The 15351-nt window shown below is 57.8% G+C and carries 17 protein-coding genes; 2 read left to right on the top strand and 15 right to left on the bottom strand.

The features are described from left to right. Positions 1-5: 5 nt before the first annotated feature. From pal to ABEH28_RS12880, 13 genes are all read right to left on the bottom strand, one after another. Positions 6-509 carry a peptidoglycan-associated lipoprotein Pal gene (pal, locus tag ABEH28_RS12940; protein ID WP_037014065.1) on the bottom strand — a complete coding sequence of 168 codons (504 nt, stop codon included), beginning with the start codon at positions 507-509 and terminating at the stop codon, positions 6-8. Positions 510-562: 53 nt separating this feature from the next. Next, positions 563-1843, bottom strand: a complete 1281-nt coding sequence (gene tolB / locus ABEH28_RS12935; protein ID WP_192171054.1) for a Tol-Pal system beta propeller repeat protein TolB — start codon at positions 1841-1843, stop codon at positions 563-565. 17 nt (positions 1844-1860) lie between these two features. Then, a complete protein-coding gene (tolA, locus tag ABEH28_RS12930; RefSeq protein WP_346630099.1) occupies positions 1861-2952 on the bottom strand; it encodes a cell envelope integrity protein TolA in 1092 nt (363 codons plus the stop codon). Further along, positions 2952-3407 (bottom strand): protein TolR, encoded by a 456-nt coding sequence (gene tolR / locus ABEH28_RS12925; protein WP_172613049.1) that lies wholly within the window; start codon positions 3405-3407, stop codon positions 2952-2954. Before tolR ends, tolA begins: the two co-directional genes overlap by 1 nt. Positions 3408-3430: 23 nt before the next feature. Continuing rightward, the gene (gene tolQ, locus ABEH28_RS12920; protein WP_122537415.1) at positions 3431-4126 is read right to left on the bottom strand and encodes a protein TolQ; all 696 of its coding nucleotides are present in this window, start codon (positions 4124-4126) and stop codon (positions 3431-3433) included. Then, positions 4116-4586 carry a tol-pal system-associated acyl-CoA thioesterase gene (ybgC, locus tag ABEH28_RS12915; protein ID WP_346630098.1) on the bottom strand — a complete coding sequence of 157 codons (471 nt, stop codon included), beginning with the start codon at positions 4584-4586 and terminating at the stop codon, positions 4116-4118. The genes tolQ and ybgC overlap by 11 nt, the downstream gene beginning before the upstream one ends. A 137-nt stretch (positions 4587-4723) precedes the next feature. After that, on the bottom strand, positions 4724-5779 hold the full coding sequence (gene ruvB, locus ABEH28_RS12910) for a Holliday junction branch migration DNA helicase RuvB (RefSeq protein WP_065989736.1): 1056 nt from the start codon (positions 5777-5779) through the stop codon (positions 4724-4726). Further along, positions 5780-6388, bottom strand: coding sequence for a Holliday junction branch migration protein RuvA (gene ruvA / locus ABEH28_RS12905; protein WP_065989737.1), 609 nt, complete (start codon positions 6386-6388; stop codon positions 5780-5782). It lies immediately after the preceding gene. Positions 6389-6449: 61 nt separating this feature from the next. Then, the gene (gene ruvC, locus ABEH28_RS12900) at positions 6450-6974 is read right to left on the bottom strand and encodes a crossover junction endodeoxyribonuclease RuvC (protein WP_065989739.1); all 525 of its coding nucleotides are present in this window, start codon (positions 6972-6974) and stop codon (positions 6450-6452) included. Between the two features lie 125 nt (positions 6975-7099). Next, positions 7100-7846: a YebC/PmpR family DNA-binding transcriptional regulator gene (locus ABEH28_RS12895; protein ID WP_346630097.1), complete on the bottom strand. Its 747-nt coding sequence runs from the start codon at positions 7844-7846 to the stop codon at positions 7100-7102. 149 nt (positions 7847-7995) lie between these two features. Continuing rightward, on the bottom strand, positions 7996-9771 hold the full coding sequence (aspS, locus tag ABEH28_RS12890; RefSeq protein WP_346630096.1) for an aspartate--tRNA ligase: 1776 nt from the start codon (positions 9769-9771) through the stop codon (positions 7996-7998). Positions 9772-10032: 261 nt separating this feature from the next. After that, positions 10033-10380: a ribbon-helix-helix domain-containing protein gene (locus ABEH28_RS12885; RefSeq protein WP_346630095.1), complete on the bottom strand. Its 348-nt coding sequence runs from the start codon at positions 10378-10380 to the stop codon at positions 10033-10035. A 437-nt stretch (positions 10381-10817) separates the two neighbouring features. After that, a complete protein-coding gene (locus tag ABEH28_RS12880) occupies positions 10818-11291 on the bottom strand; it encodes a Dps family protein (RefSeq protein ID WP_037014103.1) in 474 nt (157 codons plus the stop codon). A 424-nt stretch (positions 11292-11715) separates the two neighbouring features. Here ABEH28_RS12880 and ABEH28_RS12875 point away from each other — a divergent pair, with 424 nt between their 5' ends. Further along, positions 11716-12321, top strand: coding sequence for a cold-shock protein (locus ABEH28_RS12875; protein ID WP_108120953.1), 606 nt, complete (start codon positions 11716-11718; stop codon positions 12319-12321). Between the two features lie 76 nt (positions 12322-12397). Here the strand turns inward: ABEH28_RS12875 and ABEH28_RS12870 are convergent, their stop codons facing one another. Together ABEH28_RS12870 and ABEH28_RS12865 are read right to left on the bottom strand one after the other, a co-directional pair. Further along, complete coding sequence (locus ABEH28_RS12870) at positions 12398-12604, bottom strand: SlyX family protein (protein ID WP_133772807.1); 207 nt, start codon at positions 12602-12604, stop codon at positions 12398-12400. Between the two features lie 2 nt (positions 12605-12606). After that, positions 12607-13032, bottom strand: a complete 426-nt coding sequence (locus tag ABEH28_RS12865; RefSeq protein ID WP_346625515.1) for an HIT domain-containing protein — start codon at positions 13030-13032, stop codon at positions 12607-12609. Between the two features lie 987 nt (positions 13033-14019). Between ABEH28_RS12865 and ABEH28_RS12860 the strand changes: the two genes are divergently transcribed. Then, on the top strand, positions 14020-15342 hold the full coding sequence (locus tag ABEH28_RS12860) for an OprD family porin (protein WP_122623039.1): 1323 nt from the start codon (positions 14020-14022) through the stop codon (positions 15340-15342). Positions 15343-15351 lie beyond the last annotated feature (9 nt).

Below are 15351 nucleotides of genomic sequence, written 5' to 3'. Positions count from 1 at the left end.
TCAAATTACTTACGCAGTTCGACGCGACGGTTTTGAGCCCACGATTGCTCGTCGTTACCGGTGGCAACTGGACGCTCTTCACCGTAGGAAACGATTTCCAGCTGAGCTGGCGAAACGCCCTGCAGAACCAGGTAGCGTTGAACGGCTTTCGCACGACGCTCGCCCAGTGCCAGGTTGTATTCGCGAGTACCGCGTTCGTCAGTGTTACCTTCCAGAACTACGCGAGCGCCGTTGGCTTTCAGGTCTTTGGCGTGAACGTCCAGAGCGCGCATGGCCTCTGGTTTCAGGTCAGAGCTGTCGTATTCGAAGTAGAAAGTGGTGATAGCGCGCAGAGCAGCTTCTTCGCTCAGGCTGCCGTCAACAGCGCCAGAGTTAGCGCCGTAACCAGCGTTAGGATCTACAGCAGCGCCGCCAGCACCGGCATTGTCGCCGCCTTTGGACGAGCAACCTACAGCTACAGCCATGGCCAGAGCCAGCGCAGCAAATTTACCAAACTTCAGCATTTCCATCGTAAAACTCCTAATGAACCCCAAGTGTGTTAAGTACAACGTAAAGCGCCGCGTCAGTTCAGGTAAGGGGACCAGGAAGGTTCTCTGACTTCGCCTTGAGCGGTAGGAAGCGGGAGCCTTACGCGTCCATTAATGGACACGAGCATCAAGACTCCCCGGCCCTGCTGGCGGGTGGCGTAGATTACCATGGTGCCGTTAGGCGCAACAGTAGGCGACTCATCAAGGTTGCTGTCTGTGAGGATTTTTACGCTACCGCGCTGCAAATCCTGAGCTGCAACCTTGAAGTTGGTGAAGCCATCTTGACGATGGATCATCACAAGAGTCTTTTCATCCGCCGATAACTTAGGGTTGGCATTGTAGTTACCGATGAAAGTAACGCGCTCTGCCCCTCCGCCATTAATATTGGTTTTATAGATTTGTGGCTTGCCGCCGCGGTCAGACGTGAAGTAAATCGTGGAGCCGTCTTTACCGAAGAACGGTTCTGTATCAATGGAGGAATCGTTGGTCACTCGCGACAATTGACGCGAGGCCAGATTCATCACATAGATTTCCGGGTTGCCATCTTTCGACAACACCATCGCCAGCTTGCTGCCGTCCGGGGACCACGCAGGCGCGCCGTTCAGTCCTTCGAAGTTGGTGATCTGCTCGCGACGACCGGTGTCGATGTGCTGAACGAAGATGCGCGGGCGCTTCTGTTCAAACGACACATAGGCAATACGCTTACCGTCCGGCGCAAAGCGTGGCGACAGGATCGGCTCACGGGATTGCAGCAGCGTCACCGCACGGGCGCCATCGTAGTCCGAACGCTGCAGCGTGTAGCGAGTGTTGTCAGTGGAGAAACGCTCAGCCGTCACGTACAGCATGCGGGTCGAAAACGCACCCTTGATGCCGGTCAGTTTCTCGAATGACTGGTCAGCGATGTAGTGCGACATGTCGCGCAGCTGGTCAGCGGTGCCCGATACGTTACCGGTGAGAACCTGTTGCTCGGTGGCGACGTTAAACAGCGCGTACTGGACCTGAAGGCGACCGCCCGAAGGAACGATGCTGCCGACCATGACGTATTGCGCACCCAGCGCTTTCCAGTCACGGAAAATGACTTCGCTGGCCTGGCTCGGCTGGCTGATCATGTTTTCCTTTGGAATCGGCGAGTAATAGCCCGAATTCTGCAGGTCGTTGCCAATGATCTTGGCCATGTCTTCCGGCAGCACGCTGCCGCCCTGCAAACCAAACGGCACGACTGCGATAGGCGTGGCGCGGTCACTGCCGCTTGTTACCAGAATGTTCTTTTCGTCGGCAGCGGCGAAACCCGCTGCACAACACAGAACGACAAGCATTCCTCGAAGAAGGTTAATCACAAGGCTAGGTCCTCAGGTGTGAATGTCATCTTGAATGAACGGTAAGGTGCGAAGTCCGAAGGCTTCATCCCCTGCATCTCTGTCAAACGACCAATATTCTTGACCGCCGCTACTGCTGAACTGTCGAAAGGACCATCGCCGCTGGACTTGCTCACGCTGGCCGAAGTCACGGTGCCGTCCGGCAACATGTTGATCTGCAAGACGACTGTCATGCCCTTGCGCGCAGAAGGTGGACGTGCCCAGCCTTCAGCCGCCCGAGAGCGAATCAAATCATCAAAGCTGCCGGCCACTTCGTCGCCACGTTCATCGGCCAGCGCCTGTTGGCGTTCCGGCTTGTCGGAAAGCAGGTCGGCCAGTGCTTGCGCCTTCTTGTCTTCCGCTGATTTACGGGCAGCGTCCTGAGCTTTCTTCTTCGCGTCCTCAGTCGCCTTCTTCTTGGCGTCCTCGGCCGCTTTCTTCTTCGCGTCTTCAGCAGCCTTCTTCTTGGCGTCGTCCGCAGCCTGCTTCTTCGCGTCCTCGGCAGCCTGTTTCTTGGCTTCCTCGGCGGCCGCACGCTTGGCGTCTTCCTCGGCTTTCTTCTTCGCGTCGTCTTCGGCTTTCTTCTTGGCTATATCAGCCAATTGTTTCTCTTCGGCGGTTTTCTTCGCGTCATCCGCTTTTTTGGCTTCGGCTTTCTTGGCGTCGTCCGCAGCTTTTTTAGCGTCGTCGGCTTTTTTGGCGTCGTCAGCTTTCTTCGCTTCCTCGGCCTTTTGTTCTTCGGCTTTTTGAGCGGCATCGGCTTTCTTTTGTTCCGCCGCCTTCACTGCCTCTTGCTCAACTTTTTTCTGCTCCATCTGCTCGACTTCGGTTTGTCGCGCAGCGGATTTCTTCGCCTCACCGGCAAGCTTCTGGTTGGTCTGGGTGGTCGCCTGACTTTTTGATTTCAACTGATAGAGCGTGGCCTGAACGATGGGCCTGGCTTCAGGAAGCTCAGGCGTCATTGCGAAGCTGACGAACAACAAACCAAAAATCAGGACGTGCAGTCCCACCGCCCAGACGGACGGCCAGAAGTAGCTTTCCGAGGCGGACGGCTCTCGAATCGGCTGCATCAGGGGGCCTCGGTAATCAAACCAACGTTCCCGACCCCGGCCTTCTGCAACCCGCCCATCGTGCCCATGACGGCGCCGTAGTCGACCGTCTTGTCGCCACGGATGAACACTTGAGTCTGCTTGCCGGCGTCACGACCGGCGGCAATGATCTTGGTCACTGCGCTGGTCAGTTGCGGCAAGGTCATCGCCTTGTCCATTTGCTTGTCGGTGTCGACTTCGCTGCCAAGGTTCCAGTAGTAGGTCTTGTCAGCCTTGATCGAGATCGTCAGGACCTGATTGTTGTTGTCCTGCGGCAAAGCCTCGCTGGAGACCTTGGGCAGATCAACTTTCACGCCCTGGTTGATCATCGGAGCCGTCACCATGAAGATGACCAGCAGCACCAGCATCACGTCGATGTACGGCACCACGTTCATTTCGGCGACCGGCTTGCGCTTGTTGCGTCGGCCGCGAGCGATTAAAGCCATTGGGAAATACCTGCTTATTCTTCGCTGGTGTGCACTTTACGGTGCAGGATCGCCTGGAACTCGTCGGCGAATGTGTAGTAGCGACCGATCAGGTTCTCGCCACGAGCGGCGAAACGGTTGTAAGCGATGACCGCAGGGATCGCTGCGAACAGGCCGATGGCGGTAGCGATCAGTGCTTCGGCGATACCCGGTGCAACGGTGGCCAGAGTGGCTTGCTGCGCAGTGGCCAGGCCGCGGAAGGAGTTCATGATCCCCCAGACGGTACCGAACAGACCGATGTACGGACTGGTCGAACCCACGGTTGCCAGGAATGGCAGGCTCTGCTCGAGTTTTTCTTCTTCACGGGAGATCGCGACGCGCATGGCACGTGCAACACCTTCCATGACCGCGTCCGGATCAACGCCTGCCTGCTGACGCAGACGGGAGAATTCCTTGAAGCCCGCGCGGAAGATCTGCTCTACGCCGGAATCCGGGTCCGGGTTGCTGCCGGCCTGACGGTAGAGCTTGGACAGATCGATGCCTGACCAGAAGCGCTCTTCGAAACTGTCCAGAGCCTTGCGCCCGGCGCGCAGCATGGCGCTGCGCTGAAAAATCATGATCCACGAGGTGACCGAGGCGGCCACCAGGATCAGCATCACCAACTGCACAACCACGCTGGCATTGCTGACCAAACTCCACATGGAGGAATGGTCGACGACGTTAGCTTCCACGCTGTATCTCCTGCTCTGAATGTGTACCCGCGCCGCCCTGCCCGGCAAAGGCCGTGCGCAGAGCTTCGGGAATGGCCCGGGGTTTCAAACTGTCGGCGCGCACACACGCCACCAAAAACTGCCCTTCGCAGAGCAGCACATCATCCGCAGCCCGCCTGACCTGTTGCTGAAAACGCAGGCTGGCGCGGTTCAATTCGATTACTTCGGCGCTGATCAGCAGCTCGTCGTCCAGCCGCGCGGGCTTGTAGTACCGAGCCTCGCTTGAATGCACGACGAACAACAGGTTCTCGATACCCGCCATTGCGGATTGGGCAAAGCCCAGTTCCCGCAGTCGCTCGGTTCGAGCCCGCTCCATGAATTTCAGGTAATTGACGTAGTAAACGATGCCGCCGGCATCGGTGTCCTCGTAATAAACGCGACAACGATGTGCGAACGACTGAGCCCCGTTTTGCGCGCGCATACTCTAGTGCTTACTCCTCAGGTTGCCAATCCGGCCAGGCAACTGTTTTTCATCGTTTTTACTGCCCGCAACGCGTCACTTTGCGGTGACTGCCCGTCAGACCATCAAACACCCGAATAAATCGGTTGATCGTGCATTTATTCGTCAGGGTCTTCGACCGGTTCATCCATCACCGCCCGGTCGCCCATCCGCGAGGGGATGTTCAGACCGAAGTGCAGATACGCATGCCGCGTGACCATGCGGCCGCGAGGTGTGCGCATCATATAGCCTTGCTGAATCAAATAGGGCTCCAGCACGTCTTCAATTGTGTGTCGTTCTTCGCTGATGGCGGCCGCGAGGTTATCCACCCCGACCGGCCCGCCATCGAACTTCTCGATCATCGTCAGCAGCAAGCGTCGATCCTGATGATCGAAACCGCGTTCGTCGACGTCCAGCAGGTTCAGCGCAAGGTCTGCAATCGCCTTGGTGATCTCGCCCTTGGCGCGCACCTCGGCGAAATCCCGCACCCGACGCAGCAGCCGGTTGGCGATCCGTGGCGTTCCCCGTGCACGACGGGCAATCTCGAATGCGCCTTCGTCCTCGATGTACAGACCGAGAATTTTCGCCGAGCGCGACACGATCGTGGCCAGATCCGCAGTGCTGTAGAACTCAAGACGCTGCACGATACCAAATCGGTCACGCAGCGGATTGGTCAGCATGCCCGCGCGGGTTGTCGCACCCACCAGCGTGAACGGCGGCAGATCGAGCTTGATGGAGCGCGCCGCAGGGCCTTCACCGATCATGATGTCCAGCTGGAAATCTTCCATCGCCGGGTACAGTACTTCCTCGACGATGGGTGACAGACGGTGGATTTCATCGATGAACAGCACGTCGTGGGGCTCAAGATTGGTGAGAATCGCCGCAAGATCCCCCGGCCGTTCGAGCACAGGGCCCGAGGTGCTCTTGATCGAAACGCCCATTTCCTGCGCGATGATATGCGCCAGTGTGGTTTTACCCAGGCCCGGCGGACCAAAGATCAGCGTGTGGTCCAGCGCTTCACTGCGGCCGCGCGCCGCCTGAATGAACAGCTCCATCTGCTCACGCACGGTGGGCTGACCAATGTAGTCGGCCAGGCTCAGCGGCCGGATCGCACGGTCCAGTTGCTCGTCACGGTCACGCCCGGTGGCGGCGATCAGACGGTCGGCATCTATCACTTACAGCATCCCCTTCAGTGCGCGGCGAATGAGGTCTTCGCTGCTGAGATTCTTGTCCTTGATCGCGGTCACTGCCTTGCTCGCTTCCTGGGGCTTGTAGCCCAGGGAAATCAAAGCGCTGACGGCATCCGACTCCGCCGTCGCCACGGCCATCGGCGCGCCCGGCCCGTCCGATACCAGCGCGAAGGTGCCCGGCAACGAATCCCACGCCTTGAAGCGATCCTTCAGCTCGACCAGCAAACGCTCGGCGGTCTTCTTGCCAACGCCCGGGACTCGGGTCAGCGCGGAGGTATCCTGCGCCTGTACACAGCGCACCAACTCGTCCACTTCCAGCGTCGACATCAGGGCCAGGGCCAGTTTCGGCCCGACCCCGTTCAGACGAATCAGCTCGCGGAACATCTCGCGATCACGCTTCTCGTAGAACCCGAACAGCAGGTGCGCATCCTCGCGAACCACCAGATGAATATGCAGTGTCACGGTTTCGCCCAGATGAGGCAGGCGATACAGCGTGGTCATGGGCACTTCGACTTCGTAACCCACGCCGTTGACATCCAGTACCAGATGCGGCGGCTGCTTCTCGACCAACGTACCGCGTAGACGTCCAATCACGAATCAAATCCTTTCCAGAGGCCCGTTGCTGCGACGGGCCGTGCTAACGCAAATAATGCCATCAGAGCCGCAGACGACCGCCACGACTGCGCGCGGTATTGAGGCCGTGAGGGATGAGGCTGGATCGGGTATGCGCGTGACACATGGCAATTGCCAGTGCATCCGACGCATCCACCTGGGGTTTGGTGGTCAGCTTGAGCAGATGCATGACCATCATCATCACCTGATCCTTGTTGGCGCCTCCCGTCCCTGCGACGGCCTGCTTGACCTGGGTCGCGGTGTACTCGGCGATCTCCAGGCCTTCTTCGGCGCCTGCAACGATCGCTGCACCCCGGGCCTGACCCAGCTTCAAGGCCGAGTCGGGGTTGCGCGCCATAAACACCTTTTCGATGCCCATGGTCACGGGACCGTATGTCTGAATGACCTCGCGTACGCCGCGGTACACAATCTGCAGCCGTTCATGGAGCAAGCCTGTGCCCGTGCGAATGCAGCCCGAGGCCACGTACTCGCAGCCGCGCCCGGTATCACGCACCACGCCAAACCCGGTAATTCGTGAACCGGGGTCGATACCTAAAATAAGAGTCATAACGCCTGCAGCTTGAGAGGTAACGCGAACAATTGGACGCAGCATAAAGGCAGAAGCCGGAGGCCGATAGCGTTGATCATCAACGCTTCGTGCGCTCCGGCCTCAAGTTCCGAACGGGCAAAGGATCAGCCGAGCTGCTCCAGCACCTCGTCCGGGATTTCGGCGTTGGAATAGACGTTCTGCACGTCATCCAGGTCTTCCAGCATATCGATCAGCCTGAGGACCTTTTCCGCCATGTCCAGATCGAGCACCGCACTGGTGGTCGGCTGCATCACAATCTCCGCATCGGCAGGCGTGAAACCAGCGGCTTCCAGGGCGTTGCGCACGGCATAGAAACTGGAGAATGACGTGAATACGTCAATGGAGCCGTCTTCGTGGGTGACCACGTCGTCAGCGTCCGCTTCCATGGCAGCTTCCATCAGCGCGTCTTCGTCAACGCCCGGTGCGAAGGAGATCTGCCCCTTGCGTTCGAACAGATAAGACACCGAACCGTCAGTCCCCAGGTTGCCACCGCATTTACTGAACGCATGGCGCACTGCCGCAGCGGTCCGGTTGCGGTTGTCGGTCATGGTTTCGACCATCACCGCAACGCCACCCGGGCCGTAGCCTTCATAACCCAGTTCAACCATGTCATCGGCATCGGCAGCCCCGGCACCGCGAGCGATGGCGCGGTCGATGATGTCGCGGCTCATGTTCGCGCCAAGGGCCTTGTCCTGGGCCAGACGCAGACGCGGGTTCGACGCCGGATCACCTCCGCCCTGACGGGCAGCGACGGTCAGTTCGCGGATCCACTTGGTGAATATCTTGCCTTTCTTGGCATCCTGACGCTCTTTGCGGTGCTTGATGTTCGCCCACTTGGAATGACCAGCCATAACACGCTCCAAACCTTGAAACACGCACGCCCGCGCTTGATCGCTCAAACGCAGACGCTTCACTCGAATCTGTGCCCGGTATGGGCGGGGATCAGGGCGGACCGAATCGTCAGTCCGCCGAGCCCCATGTTCTACAAGGCCTACACGGCTCACTCAGCCTTCGGCGTCTCGCGCAGGCGGATGTGCAGCTCGCGCAGTGCCTTGGCATCAACCACGCCCGGTGCCTGGGTCATCACGTCCGCAGCGCTCTGGGTTTTCGGGAAGGCAATGACTTCACGAATGGACTGAGCACCGGTCATCAGCATAACCAGACGATCCAGACCGAACGCCAGGCCACCGTGGGGCGGCGCGCCGTACTTCAGTGCATCGAGCAGGAAGCCGAACTTCTCTTGCTGTTCGTCTTCGGAAATACCCAGCAGACGGAACACGGCCTGCTGCATTTCCTTGCGGTGGATACGGATCGAACCGCCGCCCAGCTCAGTGCCGTTCAGCACCATGTCGTACGCGCGGGACAGCGCGGTCGCAGGGTTGGCCTCAAGCTCTTCGGGCGAGCATTTCGGCGCGGTGAACGGGTGGTGCAGCGCAGAGAAGCTGCCGTCGTCGTTTTCTTCGAACATCGGGAAGTCGACGACCCACATCGGCGCCCACTCGCAGGTGAGCAGGTTCAAGTCGTGGCCCAGCTTGATGCGCAGGGCGCCCAATGCTTCGCTGACAATTTTGAATTTGTCGGCGCCGAAGAACACGATGTCGCCGTCCACTGCACCCACGCGATCAAGGATCACGTTGAGGTTGGCTTCAGGGATGTTCTTGACGATCGGCGACTGCAGGCCTTCGACGCCCTTGGCGCGCTCGTTGACCTTGATGTAGGCCAGACCTTTGGCGCCGTAGATACCGACGAATTTGGTGTAGTCGTCGATCTTGCTACGCGGCATGCTCGCACCACCGGGAACGCGCAGCGCCGTGACACGGCACTTCGGATCGTTCGCCGGACCGCTGAACACTTTGAAATCCACGGCCTGAAGCTGATCGGCAACGTCAACCAGCTCAAGCGGGTTACGCAGGTCTGGCTTGTCGGACCCGTAGCGACGCATGGCTTCTTCGAAGGTCATGTGCGGGAAGTCATCGAACTCCACATCCAGCACTTCCTTGAAGAGCTTGCGGACCATGGTCTCGGTGATGCCCATGATGTCGGTTTCGTTGAGGAAGCTGGTCTCGATGTCGATCTGAGTGAATTCAGGCTGACGATCGGCACGCAGGTCTTCGTCGCGGAAGCACTTGGCGATTTGGTAGTAACGGTCGAAACCGGCAACCATCAGCAGCTGTTTGAACAGCTGAGGCGATTGCGGCAGGGCAAAAAAGCTGCCTGGGTGGGTACGGCTTGGTACCAGGTAATCACGGGCGCCTTCCGGCGTGGCGCGGGTGAGGATCGGCGTCTCGACATCGAGGAAGCCGTTGCCGTCCAGGAAGCCACGGATGCTGGAAGTGATGCGCGAGCGAAGGCGCAGCTTTTCAGCCATCTCCGGACGACGCAGGTCGATGAAGCGATAACGCAGGCGGGTTTCTTCACCGACGTCGGAGTATTCGTTGAGCGGGAACGGCGGGGTTTCAGACTCGTTGAGCACTTCCAGCTCATAGCCCAGCACTTCGATCGCGCCCGACGCCATGTTCGGGTTGACGGCGCCGGCAGGACGCGCACGCACTTTACCGGTCAGTTTGACCACGTATTCGCTACGAACGCGGTCGGCGATGGCGAAGGTGTCAGCACGATCCGGATCGAAAACCACCTGGGCCAGACCTTCACGATCGCGAATATCGAGGAAAATCACCCCCCCGTGGTCGCGACGGCGATGGACCCATCCGCAAAGGGTAATTTCCTGACCTTCCAGGCTCTCGTTCAGTTGGCCGCAATAATGGCTGCGCATCATGATCGTGTGTTCACTTCTCGTAATTCGGAATTCGATGGAGCTTTCGCCCGTCGCCGGTGCAAGGGTGCGCAAGCTTTGGCATGCAGTCCAACCTGACGGTCAATCCTGCCTCCCACAGTAAGGCGGGGGATTATATAGGGATAATCATCGCTGTGCAGCCGCCCAGCCCGATACCGGGCAAGAAGATGTCGGCACACGGCGTGGATGCCGCAGTGCCGCCAGGGAATGCAGGCCCGCCGCAACGGGCCCGCTGAAATCAGGTCAGGTCGGGGACGGCGTCAGCCGCAGGCCCTCGGCACTCAAGACGTGCGCCACGCACACGACGCGGATCAGCCCGCTGAAATTCTTGACGCCGCCGTAACGCAGGTGAACCTCGCGATCGACGTAGGACAGCACGGCGTTGATGGAGCAATCGTTGAATCGTGCCATTTCGGACAGAATATTCCAGTACACCTCCTCAAGTCGCAGGCATGTGGCCAGCCCATTGAGCCTCACCGACCTGGAGTGCGGCTGGGCCAGGCTCATGTTGAAATTTTCGATAAACGGGTCGCCCCGGGCGTTCAGACACTGGGTCGGCTCCCATTCCTCTCGGGCAATATTCAGGTTCATGCAGGTCCCCCTCGTTGCGATTACGGATATGGCATCGGCACCTTCGCAATCAGTTGAAAAGAGGTGTCTATCAAGCCGTATTCCAAAGGGCGCAACCAGCAGAAGGAGCACTCTGAACCTGTAGGAGATCACCACGCTGCAGGGGTGATTTTCGAGAGTGAGCAAACGACTCAGACCCGATCCTAATCGGGGTGTTAAATATGTATTTTTCGCTGGTTTATTTCTTCCCGCTCACCCGATTGCGGACGTCAGCGTGACTCGGAAAAAGAGGGCGAGCGCGTTTCACAGGTGAGCGTTGTGAGCCAAAGGATTTCACACAGAGGGTGGATCAGGAGGGAATTGTTGCGCGCGGCGGGTGAAAGCAGTGGGGAGCGGGCACTCGTTACGTTGCCCGCACCTGTATTGCGTTGATCAGCTGTGGATGACTGAGCTTCTGATTATTGGGTTTCCAGCATCGAGCGCAGCATCCAGGCCGTTTTCTCATGCACTTGCATGCGCTGGGTCAGCAAGTCCGCCGTTGGCTCGTCGCTTACTTTGTCCAGCAACGGGAAAATGCCACGGGCCGTACGGGTGACTGCTTCCTGCCCCTGAACCAGCGAACGAATCATGTCCTCGGCAGCGGGTACGCCCTCTTCTTCCTTGATCGACGACAAGCGTGCATAGGTCGAATAGGTGCCCGGCGCCGGGAAGCCCAGTGCGCGGATACGTTCGGCGATTTGATCCACCGCCAGCGCCAGTTCGTTGTATTGCTCTTCAAACATCAGGTGCAGGGTACGAAAAGCCGGGCCAGTCACGTTCCAGTGAAAGTTATGGGTTTTCAGATACAACACGTAGGTGTCTGCCAGCAGGCGGGAAAGACCGTCCACGATGGACTTGCGATCTTCTTCGCTGATGCCGATATCGATTGCCATGTTCAGCCCTCTTCAATGATGGTTTTTTTAAAACGACTGCCGACCACTCTACCAAGACCATGGACCCTGCGCAGCCATCTGTCGGGATTAGTTCAGTCACGGGGCCGCAGTCAGGCCCGCTTCCTTTAATAGCAACGATCAGCGTAACGGTTTGTTTAGCCCGGCCGCTCTGGAACGAGCCTCTTGCCAGAATCGAAAAAAACCGACATACCGCCACTATCACCCTCGAACACATGCGCTAAGCACTTGATTTGAGTAGCTCTCGGCTTTGCTGTTAAATACAGACGCGCTGCCGCCAAAGTGCCGTCCGGCGGCAGTGCGTAGGCGGGACCGACACTCGTGCATCACGCCTCCCTTTTCTCCCGAAGCGTACCGAAGGTCACCCGCTATTTCCTTGTGATCCATCTTAATGTGAGTCATCAAAATGTTGAAAATAGTCCACCTGCTAACGGGCGCAGCTGCCCTGCTGCTGTCTTTCATCCCTAGCCTGCGTAGTGAAGCGCTGTCTTCTTACCTGTCCCAACCGGATGCGCTGTACCTGGCGCTCTTCGGCCTCATCAACCTGGTGCTTGCGCCAGTGATTCCTTACTGGAACAAAGGTCCACGTCATCAACTGCAAAACCTGGTCAGCGGCTTGCTCGTGCTGGCTGTCGTGCTTCAAATCCTCACGCTGGTCGTTCCACTGGAAACCATTGCCGGCCAGCCAGCCGTCCTGGTCAGCCTGCTCGCCGTCGTTATTGCCGTGGCGTTGCACCTGGCGGTCAGCTTCTACCGTTCCTCTCCTGCGCCTGCCGCACAGTCCCAGGATCTGGGCAACCGCGATACAGGCACGGTGAAGTGGTTCAACACCTCCAAAGGCTTCGGATTCATTTCCCGTGATTCGGGCGACGATATCTTCGTGCACTTTCGCGCCATTCGCGGAGAAGGCCACCGCGTTCTGGTCGAAGGCCAGCGCGTCGAGTTTTCGGTGATGAACCGCGACAAAGGCCTGCAAGCGGAAGACGTCATCGCTGCGCTTCCGCGCCGCTAACGTTGCCGCATAAAAAAACCGCGCTCACAGGCGCGGTTTTTTTTGACTGAAATTCCTGCCCTCAGCTCTTTCTCCCTTAATAGTGAGGGGGACGCGAGTCTTCAGCGAAGCCGTCGCCCTGCCCGCCCATTTCCTCCTGACGCTTGATCAGGGCAGCGATCTGTAGTTCCAGACGATCAAGGCTGCGCTGCTGGGCGACCAATACGTCGTTGAGGGCCTGAATCGTATCGTCCTGAAAGGCCAGTCGACTTTCCAGCTCCATGACACGGGATTCGAGATCCATGGTCAGTCCTCCTTAAAGGTGAATGCTTCGGTCAATCCGGACTTCAGTTGCGAGGTGATCCGGGCAACCTCATCCGGTGAATAAGGCTTGGCGGGATGCTTTCCCCACACCGGCGCAGGCCAGGCCGCGTCGCCCACCCGGCGAACAATGACATGCATATGCAGCTGACTGACCACATTACCCAGCGCAGCGACGTTCATCTTGTCGGCGTGAAACGTACGATCAAGTACGGCCGAGAGGTAGGTGGTTTCTTTCCACAACTGCGCCTGCTCCGCTTCGGACAGTTGGAACACTTCACTGATGTCCGGACGCTTCGGCACCAGAATGAACCATGGGTAATTGGAATCATTGGACAGCAGCAGCGTGCACAGCGGGAAGTCGCCGATCGGTAGTGTGTCTTGCAGCAAGCGCGGATCTAGAACAAACACGTAAATACTCCTGATCGCGGATTAGATAGGCTGAGCCGATTGACTGGCCCGATAAAGAAGTCGTGGGTAGCGGGAAGGATACTCGCGAATTCCAGACGATTCATCCGGCACTGTGATTCTGGGCATTTTGCGGATCTGGTGTTGATCGGTAGGCACTACACGTCCGCCTCGCACCAGAAACGCGCGAAAAATACCGCCACGCACTTTCATGAAGCGGGCAGCCGCCGCCCCAGGCCTGGCAGAACCAGGCAACGGACTTCGGGTGCACCCAGTTAATCCGGGCCTCACGGACGATATTCCTGGGTGCCGCTGCAGTCATGATTCCTAGGATGGCAGCGATACCGAATCGGAAGAACCAAACGCAGGCAATTTTGCGGCGTGACGCACCAAAACGACTCAGATGAGGCCCGGATATGTGACAGCTATCCGCGATTTACCCACTGCCAAGGGGTAACAGGTAACGTTAGTGACATTTCATCGCGCTAGTCTCAAGAAAATTCGGGTTGCAAAGCAGGCTATCGAAAATATTTTTATCGTTTTGATTCAGTAGCTTGAAGTCGACATCGAATGTTTTTACAACGCTTCCGACATTTTTTTCATATTCGTCGAAATTTTGTGCACGGTTGTTGCTTTGTCACACACAAGCTTGAAGACGAGCGTGTCGAGAGACAGGCCGGGACCGAAGGGATGCAACGGCGTTTGACAAGGTAGCTGGAGCGTCTGGATTCAATGAAGGTGTGAATGAATCCAGCGTTCAAAGTAACCCGGTAGTTGCACGGTTTAACGAATCAGGAGCTGTTCAGTAGCGACATGGACAGAGCTGGCGGCGACAAGGCCGTAAAGAAATTGAAAGGATAGGTTCGTAACTATCGCCATTAATGTCAGCGTGCTATAAATTTCGCCGACACCAAAAAGAAAGAAGCCGGCCAGATAAAAAAACAGGTGGACGGCAGTACTCTTCTTAAAAACCAAAGGAGCAAAGTCACGATGAGAGTGATGAAGTGGAGCGCAATCGCACTGGCAGTTACTGCAGCCAGCACCCAATTGGCATCGGCTGCGGCATTCGTAAGCGATCAGTCCGAAGCAACTGGTTTTGTAGAGGGGAGCAAGCTCGACGTCAAGGCTCGTAACTACTACTACAATCGCGACAAAAAGAATGGCGCGGTAGACGACAAAGACTGGACTCAAGGTTTCTGGGCTAACTACAGCTCCGGTTACACCCAAGGCCTGATTGGTGTCGGTGTTGACGCGTTTGGCTATGCCGGCTTCAAGCTTGATGGTTCGGACAAGTATTCGGGTTCGGGCAACCTGGTGACCGACAGCCAGGGTAAAAACGAAGACAGCTTCGGCAAGGCCGGTGGCGCTGTTAAATTCCGCGTCTCCAAGACCGAACTGAAAATCGGCGACATGCAGCCGCAGAACCCGGTTTTCGCAGTTGGCGGTTCCCGCCTGCTGCCACAAACAGCAACTGGCGTGACCTTGCAGAGCAGTGAGATCAAAGGTCTCGACGTAGAAGCAGGTCGCTTCACTTCGGGCACCAGCCAGGATGAGACCAATCGCAACGGCGATATCTGGGCCACCTACGCTGGCGTGACTTCCAAGTCCGCTACCTACGGCGGCGGCAAGTACTCGATCACCGACAACCTGGGTGTTGGTTTCTACTACAACAAACTGGAAGACGTGTGGAACCAGTACTACGGCAACGTGAACTACGCACTGCCGTTGACTGACGACCAGGCGCTGGCGTTTGACTTCAACTATTACAACACCCAGGACACCGGCAGCAAGAAAGCAGGCGACATTAACAACAACGCTTTCTCCCTGTCTGCAGCCTACTCGTTCCTGGCCGCTCATACCCTGACCCTGGCATTCCAGAAAGTTAACGGTGATACACCGTTCGACTACATCGGTATCGGCGACAACAACCGCGGTGGCGACTCGATCTTCCTGGCGAACTCGATTCAATACTCCGACTTCAACGCCCCGGGTGAGAAATCCTGGCAAGCCCGCTACGACCTGAACATGGCCACCTACGGTGTTCCAGGCCTGAGCTTCATGGCTCGCTACGTGACCGGTACTGACATCGACGGGACTCACACTCCATCGAACAGCACCTACACCGGCCTGTACGGTTCTGATGGCAGCCACCACGAGACCAACGTCGAGGCCAAGTACGTTGTTCAAACTGGCCCAGCCAAAGACCTGTCGTTCCGCATCCGTCAAGCATTCCACCGTGCCAACACGGACGAGGGCGAAGGCGATGTCAACGAGTTCCGTCTGATCGTCGACTACCCGATTTCGGTCTTGTAATCGCACTGT

The sequence above is a fragment of the Pseudomonas sp. Ps21-P2 genome, assembly GCF_039672565.1.
In the GTDB taxonomy this organism is placed as follows: Bacteria; Pseudomonadota; Gammaproteobacteria; order Pseudomonadales; family Pseudomonadaceae; genus Aquipseudomonas.
This window is presented reverse-complemented; position numbering and strand designations above follow the sequence as displayed.

Bases quoted from the DNA above. Each gene is read 5' to 3' on its own strand.
- pal (WP_037014065.1), bottom strand. From the start codon at position 509: ATGGAAATGCTGAAGTTTGGTAAATTTGCTGCGCTGGCTCTGGCCATG.
- tolB (WP_192171054.1), bottom strand. From the start codon at position 1,843: ATGCTTGTCGTTCTGTGTTGTGCAGCGGGTTTCGCCGCTGCCGACGAA.
- tolA (WP_346630099.1), bottom strand. From the start codon at position 2,952: ATGCAGCCGATTCGAGAGCCGTCCGCCTCGGAAAGCTACTTCTGGCCG.
- ybgC (WP_346630098.1), bottom strand. From the start codon at position 4,586: ATGCGCGCGCAAAACGGGGCTCAGTCGTTCGCACATCGTTGTCGCGTT.
- ruvC (WP_065989739.1), bottom strand. From the start codon at position 6,974: ATGACTCTTATTTTAGGTATCGACCCCGGTTCACGAATTACCGGGTTT.
- ABEH28_RS12895 (WP_346630097.1), bottom strand. From the start codon at position 7,846: ATGGCTGGTCATTCCAAGTGGGCGAACATCAAGCACCGCAAAGAGCGT.
- aspS (WP_346630096.1), bottom strand. From the start codon at position 9,771: ATGATGCGCAGCCATTATTGCGGCCAACTGAACGAGAGCCTGGAAGGT.
- ABEH28_RS12885 (WP_346630095.1), bottom strand. From the start codon at position 10,380: ATGAACCTGAATATTGCCCGAGAGGAATGGGAGCCGACCCAGTGTCTG.
- ABEH28_RS12880 (WP_037014103.1), bottom strand. From the start codon at position 11,291: ATGGCAATCGATATCGGCATCAGCGAAGAAGATCGCAAGTCCATCGTG.
- ABEH28_RS12875 (WP_108120953.1), top strand. From the start codon at position 11,716: ATGTTGAAAATAGTCCACCTGCTAACGGGCGCAGCTGCCCTGCTGCTG.
- ABEH28_RS12870 (WP_133772807.1), bottom strand. From the start codon at position 12,604: ATGGATCTCGAATCCCGTGTCATGGAGCTGGAAAGTCGACTGGCCTTT.
- ABEH28_RS12860 (WP_122623039.1), top strand. From the start codon at position 14,020: ATGAGAGTGATGAAGTGGAGCGCAATCGCACTGGCAGTTACTGCAGCC.